28 protein-coding genes are annotated in these 14,421 nt (G+C 58.6%); all 28 read left to right on the forward strand.

Features of this window, described 5'->3' with window-relative positions; genetic code table 11:
* The first annotated feature begins 140 nt into the window (after positions 1-140).
* The 28 genes from rplC (at position 141) to rplQ (ending at position 14,288) form a co-directional block, all read left to right on the forward strand.
* Positions 141-800 (forward strand): 50S ribosomal protein L3, encoded by a 660-nt coding sequence (gene rplC, locus ACEN42_RS01845; RefSeq protein ID WP_035506792.1) that lies wholly within the window; start codon positions 141-143, stop codon positions 798-800.
* Positions 800-1,420 carry a 50S ribosomal protein L4 gene (rplD, locus tag ACEN42_RS01850; RefSeq protein ID WP_035506767.1) on the forward strand — a complete coding sequence of 207 codons (621 nt, stop codon included), beginning with the start codon at positions 800-802 and terminating at the stop codon, positions 1,418-1,420. The genes rplC and rplD overlap by 1 nt, the downstream gene beginning before the upstream one ends.
* Positions 1,417-1,731: a 50S ribosomal protein L23 gene (rplW, locus tag ACEN42_RS01855; RefSeq protein WP_008343846.1), complete on the forward strand. Its 315-nt coding sequence runs from the start codon at positions 1,417-1,419 to the stop codon at positions 1,729-1,731. Before rplD ends, rplW begins: the two co-directional genes overlap by 4 nt.
* A gap of 2 nt (positions 1,732-1,733) precedes the next feature.
* Complete coding sequence (gene rplB, locus ACEN42_RS01860) at positions 1,734-2,561, forward strand: 50S ribosomal protein L2 (protein WP_035506766.1); 828 nt, start codon at positions 1,734-1,736, stop codon at positions 2,559-2,561.
* A gap of 10 nt (positions 2,562-2,571) precedes the next feature.
* A complete protein-coding gene (gene rpsS, locus ACEN42_RS01865; RefSeq protein ID WP_035506764.1) occupies positions 2,572-2,847 on the forward strand; it encodes a 30S ribosomal protein S19 in 276 nt (91 codons plus the stop codon).
* Positions 2,848-2,859: 12 nt separating this feature from the next.
* On the forward strand, positions 2,860-3,189 hold the full coding sequence (rplV, locus tag ACEN42_RS01870) for a 50S ribosomal protein L22 (protein WP_007730533.1): 330 nt from the start codon (positions 2,860-2,862) through the stop codon (positions 3,187-3,189).
* A gap of 11 nt (positions 3,190-3,200) precedes the next feature.
* Positions 3,201-3,995: a 30S ribosomal protein S3 gene (gene rpsC / locus ACEN42_RS01875; RefSeq protein WP_035506762.1), complete on the forward strand. Its 795-nt coding sequence runs from the start codon at positions 3,201-3,203 to the stop codon at positions 3,993-3,995.
* Positions 3,996-3,997: 2 nt separating this feature from the next.
* The gene (gene rplP / locus ACEN42_RS01880; RefSeq protein WP_008343852.1) at positions 3,998-4,414 is read left to right on the forward strand and encodes a 50S ribosomal protein L16; all 417 of its coding nucleotides are present in this window, start codon (positions 3,998-4,000) and stop codon (positions 4,412-4,414) included.
* 10 nt (positions 4,415-4,424) lie between these two features.
* Positions 4,425-4,619 carry a 50S ribosomal protein L29 gene (gene rpmC, locus ACEN42_RS01885; protein ID WP_007180130.1) on the forward strand — a complete coding sequence of 65 codons (195 nt, stop codon included), beginning with the start codon at positions 4,425-4,427 and terminating at the stop codon, positions 4,617-4,619.
* On the forward strand, positions 4,616-4,888 hold the full coding sequence (gene rpsQ, locus ACEN42_RS01890; protein WP_008343854.1) for a 30S ribosomal protein S17: 273 nt from the start codon (positions 4,616-4,618) through the stop codon (positions 4,886-4,888). Before rpmC ends, rpsQ begins: the two co-directional genes overlap by 4 nt.
* 302 nt (positions 4,889-5,190) lie before the next feature.
* Positions 5,191-5,559, forward strand: coding sequence for a 50S ribosomal protein L14 (rplN, locus tag ACEN42_RS01895; RefSeq protein WP_006998478.1), 369 nt, complete (start codon positions 5,191-5,193; stop codon positions 5,557-5,559).
* Positions 5,560-5,568: 9 nt separating this feature from the next.
* Positions 5,569-5,877, forward strand: a complete 309-nt coding sequence (gene rplX, locus ACEN42_RS01900) for a 50S ribosomal protein L24 (protein WP_035967607.1) — start codon at positions 5,569-5,571, stop codon at positions 5,875-5,877.
* A gap of 14 nt (positions 5,878-5,891) precedes the next feature.
* Positions 5,892-6,431 (forward strand): 50S ribosomal protein L5, encoded by a 540-nt coding sequence (rplE, locus tag ACEN42_RS01905; protein WP_016346472.1) that lies wholly within the window; start codon positions 5,892-5,894, stop codon positions 6,429-6,431.
* 7 nt (positions 6,432-6,438) lie between these two features.
* On the forward strand, positions 6,439-6,744 hold the full coding sequence (rpsN, locus tag ACEN42_RS01910; protein WP_016346471.1) for a 30S ribosomal protein S14: 306 nt from the start codon (positions 6,439-6,441) through the stop codon (positions 6,742-6,744).
* Between the two features lie 14 nt (positions 6,745-6,758).
* Positions 6,759-7,154: a 30S ribosomal protein S8 gene (gene rpsH, locus ACEN42_RS01915; protein WP_035506756.1), complete on the forward strand. Its 396-nt coding sequence runs from the start codon at positions 6,759-6,761 to the stop codon at positions 7,152-7,154.
* A gap of 18 nt (positions 7,155-7,172) precedes the next feature.
* Positions 7,173-7,706: a 50S ribosomal protein L6 gene (rplF, locus tag ACEN42_RS01920; RefSeq protein WP_035506752.1), complete on the forward strand. Its 534-nt coding sequence runs from the start codon at positions 7,173-7,175 to the stop codon at positions 7,704-7,706.
* Between the two features lie 12 nt (positions 7,707-7,718).
* Positions 7,719-8,084, forward strand: coding sequence for a 50S ribosomal protein L18 (gene rplR / locus ACEN42_RS01925; protein ID WP_008343872.1), 366 nt, complete (start codon positions 7,719-7,721; stop codon positions 8,082-8,084).
* 14 nt (positions 8,085-8,098) lie between these two features.
* Entirely contained in the window at positions 8,099-8,617 is a 519-nt protein-coding gene (rpsE, locus tag ACEN42_RS01930) for a 30S ribosomal protein S5 (RefSeq protein ID WP_008343875.1), read from the forward strand.
* Between the two features lie 10 nt (positions 8,618-8,627).
* Positions 8,628-8,810: a 50S ribosomal protein L30 gene (gene rpmD / locus ACEN42_RS01935; protein WP_028199571.1), complete on the forward strand. Its 183-nt coding sequence runs from the start codon at positions 8,628-8,630 to the stop codon at positions 8,808-8,810.
* Positions 8,811-8,840: 30 nt separating this feature from the next.
* On the forward strand, positions 8,841-9,275 hold the full coding sequence (gene rplO, locus ACEN42_RS01940; protein WP_035506750.1) for a 50S ribosomal protein L15: 435 nt from the start codon (positions 8,841-8,843) through the stop codon (positions 9,273-9,275).
* 41 nt (positions 9,276-9,316) lie between these two features.
* Positions 9,317-10,663, forward strand: coding sequence for a preprotein translocase subunit SecY (secY, locus tag ACEN42_RS01945; protein ID WP_187609326.1), 1,347 nt, complete (start codon positions 9,317-9,319; stop codon positions 10,661-10,663).
* 8 nt (positions 10,664-10,671) lie between these two features.
* Positions 10,672-10,890: a translation initiation factor IF-1 gene (gene infA, locus ACEN42_RS01950; RefSeq protein WP_004521905.1), complete on the forward strand. Its 219-nt coding sequence runs from the start codon at positions 10,672-10,674 to the stop codon at positions 10,888-10,890.
* A 20-nt stretch (positions 10,891-10,910) separates the two neighbouring features.
* Positions 10,911-11,027 (forward strand): 50S ribosomal protein L36, encoded by a 117-nt coding sequence (gene rpmJ, locus ACEN42_RS01955; RefSeq protein WP_004199844.1) that lies wholly within the window; start codon positions 10,911-10,913, stop codon positions 11,025-11,027.
* A gap of 41 nt (positions 11,028-11,068) precedes the next feature.
* Positions 11,069-11,434: a 30S ribosomal protein S13 gene (rpsM, locus tag ACEN42_RS01960; RefSeq protein ID WP_008344037.1), complete on the forward strand. Its 366-nt coding sequence runs from the start codon at positions 11,069-11,071 to the stop codon at positions 11,432-11,434.
* A 28-nt stretch (positions 11,435-11,462) separates the two neighbouring features.
* The gene (gene rpsK, locus ACEN42_RS01965) at positions 11,463-11,867 is read left to right on the forward strand and encodes a 30S ribosomal protein S11 (RefSeq protein ID WP_035506748.1); all 405 of its coding nucleotides are present in this window, start codon (positions 11,463-11,465) and stop codon (positions 11,865-11,867) included.
* A gap of 150 nt (positions 11,868-12,017) precedes the next feature.
* Positions 12,018-12,641, forward strand: a complete 624-nt coding sequence (rpsD, locus tag ACEN42_RS01970; protein ID WP_035506745.1) for a 30S ribosomal protein S4 — start codon at positions 12,018-12,020, stop codon at positions 12,639-12,641.
* Between the two features lie 134 nt (positions 12,642-12,775).
* Positions 12,776-13,753, forward strand: coding sequence for a DNA-directed RNA polymerase subunit alpha (locus tag ACEN42_RS01975; RefSeq protein ID WP_035506743.1), 978 nt, complete (start codon positions 12,776-12,778; stop codon positions 13,751-13,753).
* A gap of 139 nt (positions 13,754-13,892) precedes the next feature.
* Complete coding sequence (rplQ, locus tag ACEN42_RS01980) at positions 13,893-14,288, forward strand: 50S ribosomal protein L17 (RefSeq protein ID WP_016346459.1); 396 nt, start codon at positions 13,893-13,895, stop codon at positions 14,286-14,288.
* The last annotated feature ends 133 nt before the right edge of the window (positions 14,289-14,421 follow it).

A 14,421-nucleotide genomic window follows, 5' to 3' on the forward strand; every position in this document is an offset into this window, starting at 1 on the left:
TCGAAAAGCCTTGTTATACTCCAAGGCTTTTCGCGCCTATTCGCACGAAAGAGACGCAAGAAAGCCGACCCAGTTTCTCGTAACGAAGCCGGCATTTGTAAATCAGCCCCGACCAATCGCAGTTGGGAATGGAGAAAACGATGAGCCTTGGACTCGTAGGTCGCAAGGTTGGCATGACCCGTATCTTCACGCCTGAAGGGGATTCGATCCCCGTCACCGTGCTGGACGTGTCGGACAACCGCGTGACGCAGATCAAGACCGTTGAAACGGATGGTTATACCGCCGTTCAGGTTGCATTCGGTGCTCGCCGCGCATCTCGCGTGACGAAGCCGCTGGCGGGTCACCTCGCCAAAGCCGGTGTTCAAGCCGGTGAAATCCTCAAGGAATTCCATATCGATACGGCCAAGGCAGGTGAACTGTCGAACGGCGCCGTGATCGGTACGGACATTTTCGAAGTCGGCCAGAAGGTTGATGTGCAAGGCACGTCGATCGGTAAGGGCTACGCCGGCACGATCAAGCGCTACAACTTCGCCTCGGGTCGCGCGACGCACGGTAACTCGCGTTCGCACAACGTTCCGGGTTCGATCGGTATGGCGCAGGATCCGGGTCGCGTGTTCCCTGGTAAGCGCATGACGGGTCACCTCGGTGACGAGACCGTTACGGTTCAAAATCTCGAAATCGCCCGCATCGACGCTGAGCGCAATCTGCTGCTCGTCCGCGGTGCAGTTCCGGGTGCGAAGGGCGGCAAGGTCTTCGTGACCCCGGCCGTCAAGGCGCGTGCTGTGAAAGGAGCGAAATAATGGAACTTAAGCTCCTGAATGCCAATGGTCAGGAAGGCGCTGGCGTGAACGCATCGGACGTCGTGTTCGGTCGCGATTACAACGAAGCCCTGATTCACCAGATCGTCGTCGCTTATCAAGCGAACGCACGTAGCGGCAACCGCGCGCAGAAGGACCGCGAGCAGGTCAAGCACACCACCAAGAAGCCGTGGCGTCAGAAGGGTACGGGCCGTGCTCGTGCCGGTATGTCGTCGAGCCCGTTGTGGCGTGGCGGTGGTCGTATCTTCCCGAACTCGCCGGAAGAAAACTTCTCGCACAAGGTCAATAAGAAGATGCATCGCGCAGGTCTCTGCTCGATCTTCTCGCAGCTGGCTCGCGAAGGCCGTATCGCGGTGGTCGAAGACCTCGCGCTCGAAGCCCCGAAGACCAAGCTGTTGGCCGATAAATTCAAGGCGATGGGTCTCGAATCCGTGTTGGTCATTACCGATACGGTCGACGAGAACCTGTACCTCGCGTCGCGCAACCTGGCCCACGTGGCAGTTGTCGAGCCGCGTTACGCCGACCCGCTCTCGTTGATCTACTTCAAGAAGATTCTGATCACGAAGGCTGCGGTCGCTCAGATCGAGGAGTTGCTGTCATGAGCGAAATTCGCAAAAACGATCATCGTTTGATGCAAGTTCTGCTCGCTCCGGTGATCTCCGAAAAGGCGACGCTGGTTGCCGACAAGAACGAGCAAGTCGTGTTCGAAGTCGCGCCGGACGCCACGAAGCAGGAAGTTAAGGCTGCTGTCGAGCTGCTGTTCAAGGTCGAAGTCAATTCCGTCAACGTGCTCGTCACGAAGGGCAAGGCCAAGCGCTTTGGCCGCTTCAACGGCAAGCGCAAGGACGTGAAGAAGGCGTACGTCTGCCTGAAGCCCGGCCAGGAAATCAACTTTGAAGCGGAGGCCAAGTAATCATGGCAATCGTGAAAGTTAAGCCGACCTCGCCGGGTCGCCGCGCGATGGTCAAGATCGTCAACAAGGATCTGCATAAGGGCGCGCCGCACGCAGCGCTGCTCGACTCGCAATCCAAGTCGGCGGGCCGTAACAACAACGGCCGTATCACCACGCGTCACCAGGGCGGTGGTCACAAGCAGCACTATCGTATCGTCGATTTCCGTCGCAACAAGGACGGCATTCCGGCAAAGGTCGAGCGTCTCGAGTACGACCCGAACCGTAGCGCGAACATCGCGCTGGTTCTGTACGCAGACGGCGAGCGTCGCTACATCATCGCGCCGAAGGGCGTGACGGTTGGTACGCCGCTGATGTCGGGTTCGGAAGCGCCGATCAAGGCAGGCAACACGCTGCCGATCCGCAACATTCCGGTCGGTACGACGATCCACTGCATCGAAATGCTGCCGGGCAAGGGCGCGCAAATCGCGCGTTCGGCTGGCACGTCGGCCATGCTGCTGGCTCGCGAAGGCGTCTACGCTCAAGTGCGTCTGCGCTCGGGCGAAATCCGTCGCGTGCACGTTGAGTGCCGCGCGACCATCGGTGAAGTGGGCAACGAAGAGCACAGCCTGCGTCAAATCGGTAAGGCCGGCGCAAACCGCTGGCGCGGTATCCGTCCGACGGTGCGTGGTGTTGCAATGAACCCGGTCGATCACCCGCACGGCGGTGGTGAAGGCAAGACGGCTGCAGGTCGCGATCCGGTGAGCCCGTGGGGCACGCCGACGAAGGGTTATCGCACCCGCAGCAACAAGCGCACGACGACGATGATCGTCCAGCGCCGTCACAAGCGTTAAGGAGTAGGCAATGACACGTTCTGCTAAAAAAGGTCCGTTCTGCGACGCTCATTTGCTGAAGAAAGTTGAGTCGGCAGCAGCTACGCGCGACAAGAAGCCGATCAAGACCTGGTCGCGTCGCTCGACGATTCTGCCGGATTTCATCGGCCTGACGATCGCTGTTCACAACGGCCGTCAGCACGTTCCGGTGTATGTCACGGAAAACATGGTCGGCCACAAGCTTGGCGAGTTCGCACTGACCCGTACGTTCAAGGGTCACGCGGCCGACAAGAAGGCCAAGAAATAAGGGGCTATCAAGATGGAAGTGAAAGCAATTCATCGCGGTGCCCGCATCTCGGCGCAGAAAACGCGCCTTGTGGCTGACCAGATTCGTGGTTTGCCGGTCGACAAGGCGCTGAACGTCCTGACGTTCTCGCCGAAGAAGGCGGCGGGTATCGTCAAGAAGGTCGTGCTGTCTGCGATCGCGAATGCGGAACACAACGAAGGCGCCGATATCGACGAGCTCAAGATCACGAGCATTTACGTCGACAAGGCTGCTTCGCTGAAGCGTTTCACCGCACGCGCTAAGGGTCGCGGTAACCGCATCGAGAAGCAATCCTGTCACATCACTGTGACGGTCGGGAATTAAGGAGCCATACGATGGGACAGAAAATTCATCCGACTGGCTTCCGTTTGGCCGTCAGCCGCAATTGGGCTTCGCGCTGGTATGCGAACAACAACAATTTCGCGGCGATGTTGCAGGAAGACATCGGTGTTCGTGAGTACCTGAAGAAGAAGCTGAAGAACGCTTCGGTCGGTCGCGTCGTCATCGAGCGTCCGGCGAAGAACGCGCGCATCACGATTTACAGCTCGCGTCCGGGCGTCGTCATCGGCAAGAAGGGCGAAGACATCGAATCGCTGAAGGCTGAACTGCAGAAGCGCATGGGCGTTCCGGTTCACGTCAACATCGAAGAGATCCGCAAGCCGGAGACGGATGCTCAGCTGATCGCTGACTCCATCACGCAGCAGCTCGAGCGCCGGATCATGTTCCGCCGCGCGATGAAGCGCGCGATGCAGAACGCAATGCGTCTTGGCGCCCAGGGCATCAAGATCATGAGCGCGGGCCGTCTGAACGGTATCGAAATCGCTCGTACCGAGTGGTATCGCGAAGGTCGCGTGCCCCTCCATACGCTGCGTGCGGATATCGATTACGCGACGTCGGAAGCGAAGACCACGTACGGCATCATCGGCGTGAAGGTGTGGGTCTACAAGGGTGACACCCTGGGCCGCAACGAAGCGCCGGTGGTTGAAGAAGTGGCGGAAGAAAAGCGTCCGCGCCGCAACGCACGTCCGGGTGGCGATCGCCGTCCGCGTCGTGATGGTGAAGGCGCTCCGGCTGGTGCTCGTCGTGGTGCACCCCGTCGCGCTGGCGGTGACGCGAAGACTGGAGAATAACGATGCTGCAACCGAAACGCAGAAAGTATCGCAAAGAGCAGAAAGGTCGTAACACCGGCAAGGCGACGCGCGGCAACGCGGTGTCGTTCGGTGAATACGGTCTGAAGGCTATCGGTCGCGGCCGTTTGACCGCGCGTCAAATCGAAGCGGCGCGTCGTGCAATGACGCGTCACATCAAGCGTGGTGGCCGGATCTGGATCCGTATTTTCCCGGACAAGCCGATTTCGCAGAAGCCGGCCGAAGTGCGTATGGGTAACGGTAAGGGTAACCCGGAGTACTACGTCGCTGAAATTCAACCGGGCAAGATGCTGTACGAAATGGACGGCGTCTCCGAAGAACTGGCGCGCGAAGCGTTCCGTCTGGCTGCAGCCAAACTGCCGCTCAAGACGAACTTCGTCGTACGTCAGCTCGGCGCCTAAGGAGTAAATGATGAAGGCATCTGAACTTCACCAGAAAGACCAGGCCGCGCTCAACAAAGAGCTGTCGGACCTGCTGAAGGCGCAATTCGGCTTGCGTATGCAACTCGCGACCCAGCAGCTCACGAACACGAGCCAGCTGAAGAAGGTCCGTCGCGACATCGCACGTGTGCGCACCGTCCTGACTGAGAAGGCGAACCAGAAATGAACGATAGCGTAAAAACCTCGCTCAAGCGGACGCTGGTCGGCAAGGTCGTCAGCAACAAGATGGACAAGACGGTCACCGTTCTGGTCGAGCACCGCGTGAAGCATCCGATCTACGGCAAGTACGTCGTGCGTTCGAAGAAGTACCACGCGCATGACGACGCGAACACGTACAACGAAGGCGATCTCGTCGAAATCCAGGAAACCCGTCCGATTTCGAAGACGAAAGCCTGGGTTGTGTCGAAGCTGGTTGAAGCGGCTCGTGTGATCTGAAGCAGAAGTTGTAGTACCGCGATGCAGTAGTAAATCGTGTCGCAGTAAGTTTCGCTTGCAAGACCGAGATTATTTGTTATAATCTCGGTCTTCCCTCTTTGTGGGAGCCCCGTCGCGGGCGAAACTGGTGGGGGAAGCCGGTTCGGGCGCCAGCCTGAGTCGACAGATTCACCGGATTGCGATGGCGGGTTTCGTCTGCCCTCGCTGCCTGTTCTAACCCAAGCAGCCAGTTGGCTGACGGGACCAAGACTGACCGGCTGTGCCATGGTGGTGCGACCGGATTAAGTTGGGAAAGATAAACCATGATCCAGACCGAAACTCGGCTTGAAGTGGCCGACAACACGGGTGCGCGTGAAGTCATGTGCATCAAGGTGCTCGGCGGTTCGAAGCGTCGTTACGCTAGCATTGGCGACATCATCAAGGTGACCGTCAAGGAAGCGACGCCGCGCGGACGCGTGAAAAAGGGCGAAATTTACAACGCCGTGGTCGTTCGTACGGCCAAGGGCGTGCGTCGCCAGGATGGCTCGCTCATCAAGTTCGACGGCAATGCCGCCGTTTTGTTGAATACCAAGCTCGAGCCGATCGGCACGCGTATTTTCGGGCCGGTTACGCGTGAACTGCGTAGCGAACGATTCATGAAGATCGTTTCGCTCGCGCCGGAAGTGCTGTAAGGAGTCGCGATGAACAAGATTCGCAAGGGTGACGAAGTCATCGTCATCACCGGCAAGGACAAGGGCAAGCGCGGTACCGTGCTGGTCGTTGCGGAAGATCGTGTCACGGTCGAGGGCATCAACCTCGTCAAGAAGCACGTGAAGCCGAACCCGATGAAGGGTACGACGGGCGGTGTGGAAGCCAAAACGATGCCACTGCATATTTCGAACGTCGCATTGGTCGACGCGAATGGCAAGGCATCGCGTGTGGGCATCAAGGTCGAAGACGGCAAGAAGGTTCGCTTCTTGAAGTCGACCGGCGCCACGCTTAACGCCTGACGCGGAGTTAAAAAATGGCTCGTCTGCAAGAGATTTATAAAGAGAAGGTTGTGCCGCAACTCGTCGAAAAGTTCGGCTACAAGTCTGTCATGGAAGTGCCGCGCATCACCAAGATCACCCTGAACATGGGCCTTGGCGAAGCCGTCGCCGACAAGAAGATCATCGAAAACGCCGTGGGCGACCTGACGAAGATCGCTGGCCAGAAGCCGGTTATCACGAAGGCGCGCAAGGCAATCGCAGGCTTCAAGATTCGTCAAGGCTACCCGATCGGCGCGATGGTCACGCTGCGCGGCCAAGCGATGTACGAATTCCTCGACCGTTTCGTGACGGTTGCGCTCCCCCGTGTGCGTGACTTCCGTGGCGTGTCGGGCCGTGCATTCGACGGTCGTGGCAACTACAACATCGGTGTGAAAGAGCAGATCATTTTCCCCGAAATCGACTACGACAAGATCGACGCGCTGCGTGGGCTGAACATCAGCATCACGACTACCGCGAAGACTGACGACGAAGCAAAGGCGCTGCTCGCCGGCTTCAAGTTCCCGTTCAGAAACTGAGGTTACCGTGGCTAAACTGGCACTGATCGAACGTGAAAAGAAGCGCGCGCGCCTGGCAGCTAAGTACGCTCCGAAGCGTGCCGAGCTGAAGGCTGTGATCGATGACGCAAGCAAGTCGGACGAAGAGCGTTACTTCGCGCGTCTGGCGCTGCAACAACTGCCGCGTAACTCGAACCCCACTCGCAAGCGTAACCGCTGCGCGATCACGGGTCGTCCGCGTGGTACGTTCCGCAAGTTTGGACTCGCGCGCGGCAAGATTCGTGAAATCGCTTTCCGCGGCGAAATCCCTGGCCTGACCAAGGCGAGCTGGTAATAGGAGAAACATAAATGAGCATGAGTGATCCTATCGCCGATATGCTGACTCGCATCCGCAACGCGCAGATGGTCGAGAAGGTTTCGGTGACTATGCCCTCGTCGAAAGTCAAGGTTGCGATTGCGCAGGTTTTGAAGGACGAAGGTTATATCGACGACTTCGCAGTGAAGGCTGAAGGCGCGAAGATCGAATTGAATATCGCGTTGAAGTACTACGCTGGCCGTCCGGTGATCGAGCGCCTCGAGCGCGTTTCGAAGCCTGGCCTGCGCGTGTACCGCGGTCGCAACGACATTCCGCAGGTCATGAACGGCCTCGGCGTTGCCATCGTGTCGACGCCGAAGGGTGTGATGACCGACCGCAAGGCGCGCCAGAACGGCGTCGGCGGCGAAGTCATCTGCTACGTCGCTTAACGCCTAAGGAGAAGAAACATGTCTCGAGTAGGTAAAAGCCCGATCGCGCTGCCGCAAGGCGCGGAAGTGGCCATCAAGAGCGACGTCATCACCGTTAAGGGCCCGCTCGGCACGATTTCGCAACCGGCTAACAAGCTGGTGACCGTGACGAACGACAACGGCACGTTGAAGCTCGCTCCGGCCGACGAAAGCCGCGAAGCAAACGCGATGTCCGGCACGATGCGCGCCTTGGTGGCGAACATGGTGCAGGGCGTCACCAAGGGTTTCGAGCGCAAGCTGACGCTGGTTGGCGTCGGTTACCGTGCGCAAGCGCAAGGCGACAAGCTGAACCTGTCGCTGGGTTTCTCGCACCCCGTGGTGCACCAGATGCCGGAAGGCGTCAAGGCTGAAACTCCGTCGCAAACCGAAATCGTGATCAAGGGGATCGACAAGCAGAAAGTCGGACAGACCGCAGCAGAAGTGCGCGGCTATCGTCCGCCTGAGCCGTACAAGGGCAAAGGCGTGCGCTATTCCGACGAGGTCGTGATCCTCAAAGAAACGAAGAAGAAGTAAGGGTGCGCAATCATGGATAAGACTCAATCTCGCCTGCGCCGCGCTCGTCAGACGCGTATCAAGATCGCTGAGCTGCAGGTTCCGCGTCTGGCCGTGCATCGCACGAATACGCATATCTACGCGCAAGTGTTCTCGGCGTGCGGTACGAAAGTCGTGGCAAGCGCCTCGACGCTCGAAGCTGAAGTGCGCGCTGAACTCGCCGACAAGTCGGGCAAGGGCGGCAACGTCAACGCTGCGACCCTGATCGGCAAGCGTATCGCCGAAAAGGCCAAGGCTGCCGGCATCGAATCCGTCGCCTTTGACCGCTCGGGTTTCCGCTACCACGGCCGCGTGAAGGCGCTGGCTGATGCGGCGCGTGAAGCCGGGCTCAAGTTCTAAGGGAAGAATTCGTCATGGCAAAGATGCAAGCGAAAGTTCAGGCTGACGAACGCGACGACGGCCTGCGCGAAAAGATGATTTCGGTCAACCGCGTGACCAAGGTCGTGAAGGGTGGCCGTATTCTCGGCTTCGCCGCACTGACCGTGGTTGGCGACGGTGACGGCCGGATCGGCATGGGCAAGGGCAAGGCCAAGGAAGTTCCGGTTGCTGTTCAAAAGGCAATGGAACAGGCACGCCGCAACATGTTCAAGGTGCCCCTGAAGAACGGCACGCTGCAACACGAAGTGCACGGTAAGCATGGCGCCTCGGCGGTTCTCCTCGCTCCGGCGAAGGACGGTACCGGCGTGATCGCTGGCGGCCCGATGCGCGCAGTGTTCGACGTGATGGGCGTGCAAAACGTTGTGGCCAAGAGCCACGGTTCGACGAACCCGTACAACCTCGTTCGCGCAACGCTGGACGGTCTGCGCAAGCAGTCGACCCCGGCCGACATCGCGGCGAAGCGTGGGAAGTCCGTCGAAGACATTCTGGGCTAAGGTGGGCACCATGTCTGATAAAACTGTCAAGGTTCAGCTCGTCAAGAGCCTGATCGGGACTCGCGAAACGCACCGCGCGACGGTGCGTGGCCTCGGCCTGCGCCGCCTCAACTCGGTCTCCGAGTTGCAGGACACGCCGGCAGTGCGCGGGATGATCAACAAGGTCTCGTACCTCGTTAAGGTCATCGGCTAAGCGCTGACCCTAGGATCCAAGGAGTTGAACATGGAATTGAATAACCTGAAGCCGGCAGAAGGCGCGAAGCACGCTAAGCGTCGCGTCGGTCGCGGTATCGGTTCGGGCCTCGGCAAGACCGCTGGCCGCGGCCACAAGGGTCAAAAATCGCGTTCGGGCGGCTTTCACAAAGTCGGTTTCGAAGGCGGTCAGATGCCTCTGCAGCGTCGTTTGCCGAAGCGTGGCTTCACGTCGCTGACGAAGGAATTCGTCGGTGAAGTGCGCCTGTCTGATCTTGAAAAGCTGCCGGTCGACGAAATCGATCTGTTGGCGCTGAAGCAAGCAGGTCTGGTCGGCGAACTCATCAAGAGCGCAAAGATCATCAAGACCGGCGAGATTACGCGCAAGGTCACGGTGAAGGGCCTGACGGCAACGAAGGGCGCCCGTGAGGCAATCGAAGCCGCTGGCGGCTCGTTCGCCGAGTAACGCGCTTTCGCCGTTACTAGCACTAGCATCGGAGAAGGTACTTGGCTAACAGCCCGAGTCTCGCAAAAACCGGTCGAAGCGCGGCGAAATTCGGCGATCTGCGTCGGCGTGCAGTGTTCCTGCTGCTGGCGTTGATCGTCTACCGCATTGGTGCGCATATTCCGGTACCCGGCATCGATCCGGATCAACTGGCCAAGCTGTTCCAAAGCCAGTCAGGCGGCATCCTGGGCATGTTCAACATGTTCTCGGGTGGCGCGCTGTCGCGATTCACGATCTTTGCGCTGGGCATCATGCCCTACATTTCGGCGTCGATCATCATGCAGTTGCTGTCGATCGTGTCGCCGCAGATGGAGGCGTTGAAGAAGGAAGGGCAAGCGGGACAGCGGAAGATTACGCAGTACACGCGTATCTTCACGGTGGTTCTGGCGACCTTCCAGGCGTTCGGTATCGCGGTCGCGCTAGAAAACCAGCCGGCTCTGGTTCTGGACCCCGGCATGGTGTTCCGGCTGACGACGGTCGTCACGCTGGTGACGGGCACGATGTTCCTGATGTGGCTTGGTGAGCAGATCACGGAGCGCGGTCTCGGCAACGGCATCTCGATCATCATCTTCGGTGGTATCGCGGCGGGTTTCCCGAACGCAATCGGTGGTCTGTTCGAGCTGGTTCGCACCGGTTCGATGAGCATCATCTCGGCGATCATCATCGTCGTGTTGATCGCGGCGGTCACGTATCTGGTCGTGTTCATCGAACGCGGTCAGCGCAAGATCCTCGTGAACTACGCGAAGCGCCAGGTCGGTAACAAGATTTACGGCGGACAGTCGTCTCATCTGCCGCTGAAGTTGAACATGTCGGGTGTGATTCCGCCGATCTTCGCGTCGTCGATTATCCTCTTCCCGGCAACCATCCTGAACTGGTTCAGCTCGGGTACGCGGACCAACTGGTTCGCAAACACGCTACACAACGTGGCCGAGGCGCTTAAGCCCGGTCAACCCGTGTACGTCCTGCTGTATGCGTTGGCGATCGTGTTCTTCTGCTTCTTTTACACCGCACTGGTGTTTAACAGCCGGGAAACAGCCGACAACTTGAAGAAGAGCGGTGCTTTCGTTCCGGGTATCCGTCCGGGTGATCAGACTGCACGATATATCGACCGCATCCTCACGCGTCTTACGCTGGCTGGTGCGATCTACATCGTATTCGTGTGCCTGCTGCCTGAGTTTCTGGTGTTGCGCTGGAACGTGCCGTTTTATTTTGGTGGAACGTCGCTGCTGATCATTGTCGTCGTCACGATGGACTTCATGGCTCAGGTGCAGTCGTACGTTATGTCGCAACAATATGAATCGCTGCTCAAGAAGGCAAACTTCAAGGGTGGCAACGTCCCGACGCGTTAATAAGGACTATGGCCAAAGACGATGTTATCCAGATGCAGGGTGAGGTCATCGAAAACCTTCCCAACGCTACTTTCCGGGTGAAATTGGAAAATGGCCATGTCGTCCTGGGGCATATTTCCGGAAAGATGCGGATGCACTACATCCGCATCCTGCCGGGCGACAAGGTTACGGTTGAATTGACGCCTTACGATCTGTCTCGTGCACGGATCGTGTTCCGGGCGAAGTGATTTGAAAAAAGGGTAATATCATGAAAGTGATGGCATCGGTTAAGCGCATTTGCCGCAATTGCAAGATCATCAAGCGCAAGGGCGTTGTGCGCGTGATTTGCAGCTCTGATCCGCGCCACAAACAGCGTCAAGGCTGAACGCCGCGCTTTTGCTTGCGCTTTTTGTTTGAGGAAAAACAATGGCTCGTATCGCAGGGGTTAACATCCCGAATCACCAGCATACCGAGATCGGCCTGACGGCAATCTTCGGCATCGGTCGCACGCGTTCCCGCGGCATTTGCACGGCAGCTGGTGTGGAATTTTCGAAGAAGGTCAAGGACCTCACTGACGCAGACCTCGAAAAGCTGCGTGACGAAGTGGGTAAGTTCATCGTCGAAGGCGACCTGCGCCGTGAAGTGACGATGAATATCAAGCGCCTGATGGACTTGGGTTGCTACCGCGGCATGCGCCATCGCAAGGGCTTGCCCCTGCGTGGCCAGCGTACGCGCACGAATGCCCGTACGCGCAAGGGTCCGCGTCGTGCAGCGCAATCGCTGAAGAAGTAAGCGGAACTGACAGTTACAGGAAAACGTAATGGCTAAGGCTTCGAACAACTCCGCGGCGCAACGCGTTCGCAAGAAGGTCAAGAAGAACGTCGCCGAGGGCGTGGTTCACGTTCACGCGTCGTTCAACAACACCATTATCACGATCACTGACCGTCAAGGTAACGCGCTGGCATGGGCGACCTCGGGTGGTCAGGGCTTCAAGGGCTCGCGTAAATCGACGCCGTTTGCAGCTCAGGTCGCAGCCGAATCGGCTGGCCGCGTGGCATTGGAATACGGCGTGAAGAACCTCGAAGTGCGGATCAAGGGCCCCGGTCCTGGCCGTGAATCGGCGGTGCGCGCGCTGCATGGTCTTGGCATCAAGATCACCGCGATCTCCGACGTGACGCCGGTCCCGCACAACGGCTGCCGTCCGCCGAAGCGCCGTCGTATCTAAAGTCGACGACGCGACCGCATGTTTCCTGTCGATGCGCAAGTATCGGCGGGTTTCGTGCGTTATGAAGTTTTGACTAAGCCCACCGTTCGACCCCAAGGGTTCGGACTAGCGCAGACGAAAGTGTGCGTGATCAATATTTAAGGATGCAAAGTGGCACGCTATACCGGTCCCAAAGCAAAGCTGTCCCGCCGTGAAGGCACTGATCTGTTCCTGAAGAGCGCACGCCGCTCCCTCGCCGACAAGTGCAAGCTCGACAGCAAGCCCGGCCAACACGGCCGCACCTCGGGCGCGCGTACGTCCGACTACGGCACCCAGTTGCGCGAGAAGCAGAAAGTGAAGCGCATCTACGGTGTGCTGGAGCGTCAGTTCCGCCGCTACTTCGCTGAAGCCGACCGCCGCAAGGGCCCGACGGGCGAAAACCTGCTGCAGTTGCTCGAGTCGCGTCTCGACAACGTCGTCTATCGCATGGGCTTCGGCTCGACGCGCGCCGAAGCGCGTCAGCTCGTGAGCCACAAGTCGATCGTTGTGAACGGCCAGGTCGTGAACATCCCGTCGATGCAGGTGAAATCGGGCGACGTCGTGTCCGTGCGCGAGCAATCGCGCAAGCAGGCTCGTATCGTCGAAGCCCTGTCGCTGGCCGAGCAAGGCGGAATGCCGAGCTGGGTGTCGGTCGACGCGAAGAAATTCGAAGGCACGTTCAAGTCGATGCCCGAGCGTAGCGATATCGCTGGCGACATCAACGAAAGCCTGATCGTCGAATTGTATTCGCGTTAATCGCGGCGGTAATGGATTGACAGCCGGGGAGCCTGATTGCTCGTGGCAAGGGGTGGCCTCGGCTGTTTATTTTCAGGTTGTTACCGGTCAGCCTTATCGGTGTAACGAGCCGAGGGTATTGAAAAGGAAAACCTATGCAAACCAGTTTGTTGAAGCCCAAGATCATTGCTGTTGAATCGCTTGGTGAAAACCATGCGAAGGTGGTTATGGAGCCGTTCGAACGCGGCTATGGCCACACCTTGGGTAACGCGCTTCGGCGCGTGCTGCTGTCGTCGATGATCGGCTATGCGCCGACCGAAGTGACGATCGCAGGCGTCGTGCATGAATATTCGACGCTCGATGGTGTGCAAGAGGATGTGGTCAACCTGCTGTTGAACCTGAAGGGCGTCGTTTTCAAGCTGCACAACCGCGATGAAGTCACGGTGACGCTGCGCAAGGAAGGCGAAGGACTCGTCACGGCCGGCGATATCGAACTCGCGCACGACTGCGAGGTCATCAACCCGGAACACGTGGTCGCGCACCTGTCGAAGGGCGGTAAGCTCGACGTTCAGATCAAGATCGAAAAGGGCCGCGGCTATGTGCCGGGCAACGTGCGTCGTTACGGTGAAGATTCGGCCAAGATCATCGGCCGCATCGTGCTGGATGCGTCGTTCTCGCCGGTTCGCCGCGTGAGCTACGCCGTCGAAAGCGCGCGTGTCGAACAACGTACCGACCTCGACAAGCTCGTGATGAACATCGAGACCAACGGCGTGATTTCGCCGGAGGAAGCGATCCGTCAGTCGGCGCGTATTCTGGTCGATCAGTTGTCGGTGTTCGCAGCGCTCGAAGGCACGGAAGCGGCGGCGGAAGCGCCGTCGCGCGCGCCGCAGATCGATCCGATCCTGCTGCGTCCGGTGGATGACCTCGAACTCACGGTGCGTTCAGCGAACTGCCTTAAGGCCGAGAACATCTACTACATCGGCGATCTGATCCAGCGCACGGAAAACGAGCTGCTGAAGACGCCGAACCTGGGTCGCAAGTCGCTGAACGAAATCAAGGAAGTGCTGGCTTCGCGTGGTCTGACGCTTGGTATGAAGCTCGAAAACTGGCCGCCGGCTGGTCTCGACAAGTAACAGTCGAAGTCGCTGCGTAGCTTTGCAAAGACGCGGATTCTGCTTTAAAATCCGCGTCTTGCTTTATTTTCGACCGGCCCGTGCGCTGATGTAGAGCGCAATAGAAGAGCTGGATCAAAACTCGTTAAAGGAACTGAAAATGCGTCATAAGCATGGTCTGCGGAAACTGAACCGCACGAGCAGCCATCGTCTGGCAATGCTCCGCAATATGTCGAATTCGCTCATCGAGCACGAAGTCATCAAGACGACGCTGCCGAAGGCCAAGGAACTGCGCAAGGTCGTTGAGCCCCTCATCACGCTCGGCAAGAAGCCGTCGCTCGCGAACCGCCGTCTGGCGTTCAACCGCCTGCGCGATCGTGATTCCGTCGCGAAGCTGTTCGACGTCCTCGGCCCGCGTTACGCGAGCCGTCCGGGTGGCTACCTCAGCATCCTGAAGTTCGGTTTCCGCGTCGGCGACAACGCTCCGATGGCGCTGGTCCAGTTGATGGATCGCCCGGAAGTTGAAGAGACGGAAGAAGTGCAAGAAGCGGAATAAATTCCGTTTCCAGTTGTTCACAGAAAGGCCAGGCTCAAAGCTTGGCCTTTTTGCTTTCTGCCTGCGACGTTTCAGCGCGCCGATGCGTAAAAGTGTGTGTCGGTCGCCGATGCTACGATATGCAATTGGCCTG

Origin of the sequence: Caballeronia sp. S22, assembly GCF_964261745.1 — a bacterium.
Classification (GTDB): domain Bacteria; phylum Pseudomonadota; class Gammaproteobacteria; order Burkholderiales; family Burkholderiaceae; genus Caballeronia; species Caballeronia jiangsuensis.

Excerpts from the sequence above, each read along its gene's own strand:
- rpmD (WP_028199571.1), top strand. The coding sequence starts at position 8,628 with ATGTCTGATAAAACTGTCAAGGTTCAGCTCGTCAAGAGCCTGATCGGG.
- rpsC (WP_035506762.1), top strand. The coding sequence starts at position 3,201 with ATGGGACAGAAAATTCATCCGACTGGCTTCCGTTTGGCCGTCAGCCGC.
- rplN (WP_006998478.1), top strand. The coding sequence starts at position 5,191 with ATGATCCAGACCGAAACTCGGCTTGAAGTGGCCGACAACACGGGTGCG.
- rplQ (WP_016346459.1), top strand. The coding sequence starts at position 13,893 with ATGCGTCATAAGCATGGTCTGCGGAAACTGAACCGCACGAGCAGCCAT.
- rplD (WP_035506767.1), top strand. The coding sequence starts at position 800 with ATGGAACTTAAGCTCCTGAATGCCAATGGTCAGGAAGGCGCTGGCGTG.
- rpsM (WP_008344037.1), top strand. The coding sequence starts at position 11,069 with ATGGCTCGTATCGCAGGGGTTAACATCCCGAATCACCAGCATACCGAG.
- infA (WP_004521905.1), top strand. The coding sequence starts at position 10,672 with ATGGCCAAAGACGATGTTATCCAGATGCAGGGTGAGGTCATCGAAAAC.
- rplR (WP_008343872.1), top strand. The coding sequence starts at position 7,719 with ATGGATAAGACTCAATCTCGCCTGCGCCGCGCTCGTCAGACGCGTATC.
- rplW (WP_008343846.1), top strand. The coding sequence starts at position 1,417 with ATGAGCGAAATTCGCAAAAACGATCATCGTTTGATGCAAGTTCTGCTC.
- ACEN42_RS01975 (WP_035506743.1), top strand. The coding sequence starts at position 12,776 with ATGCAAACCAGTTTGTTGAAGCCCAAGATCATTGCTGTTGAATCGCTT.
- rplC (WP_035506792.1), top strand. The coding sequence starts at position 141 with ATGAGCCTTGGACTCGTAGGTCGCAAGGTTGGCATGACCCGTATCTTC.
- rpmJ (WP_004199844.1), top strand. The coding sequence starts at position 10,911 with ATGAAAGTGATGGCATCGGTTAAGCGCATTTGCCGCAATTGCAAGATC.
- rplE (WP_016346472.1), top strand. The coding sequence starts at position 5,892 with ATGGCTCGTCTGCAAGAGATTTATAAAGAGAAGGTTGTGCCGCAACTC.
- rpsE (WP_008343875.1), top strand. The coding sequence starts at position 8,099 with ATGGCAAAGATGCAAGCGAAAGTTCAGGCTGACGAACGCGACGACGGC.
- rplF (WP_035506752.1), top strand. The coding sequence starts at position 7,173 with ATGTCTCGAGTAGGTAAAAGCCCGATCGCGCTGCCGCAAGGCGCGGAA.
- rplP (WP_008343852.1), top strand. The coding sequence starts at position 3,998 with ATGCTGCAACCGAAACGCAGAAAGTATCGCAAAGAGCAGAAAGGTCGT.
- rplV (WP_007730533.1), top strand. The coding sequence starts at position 2,860 with ATGGAAGTGAAAGCAATTCATCGCGGTGCCCGCATCTCGGCGCAGAAA.
- rpsH (WP_035506756.1), top strand. The coding sequence starts at position 6,759 with ATGAGCATGAGTGATCCTATCGCCGATATGCTGACTCGCATCCGCAAC.
- rpsK (WP_035506748.1), top strand. The coding sequence starts at position 11,463 with ATGGCTAAGGCTTCGAACAACTCCGCGGCGCAACGCGTTCGCAAGAAG.
- rplO (WP_035506750.1), top strand. The coding sequence starts at position 8,841 with ATGGAATTGAATAACCTGAAGCCGGCAGAAGGCGCGAAGCACGCTAAG.
- rpmC (WP_007180130.1), top strand. The coding sequence starts at position 4,425 with ATGAAGGCATCTGAACTTCACCAGAAAGACCAGGCCGCGCTCAACAAA.
- rplX (WP_035967607.1), top strand. The coding sequence starts at position 5,569 with ATGAACAAGATTCGCAAGGGTGACGAAGTCATCGTCATCACCGGCAAG.
- rpsQ (WP_008343854.1), top strand. The coding sequence starts at position 4,616 with ATGAACGATAGCGTAAAAACCTCGCTCAAGCGGACGCTGGTCGGCAAG.
- rplB (WP_035506766.1), top strand. The coding sequence starts at position 1,734 with ATGGCAATCGTGAAAGTTAAGCCGACCTCGCCGGGTCGCCGCGCGATG.
- rpsS (WP_035506764.1), top strand. The coding sequence starts at position 2,572 with ATGACACGTTCTGCTAAAAAAGGTCCGTTCTGCGACGCTCATTTGCTG.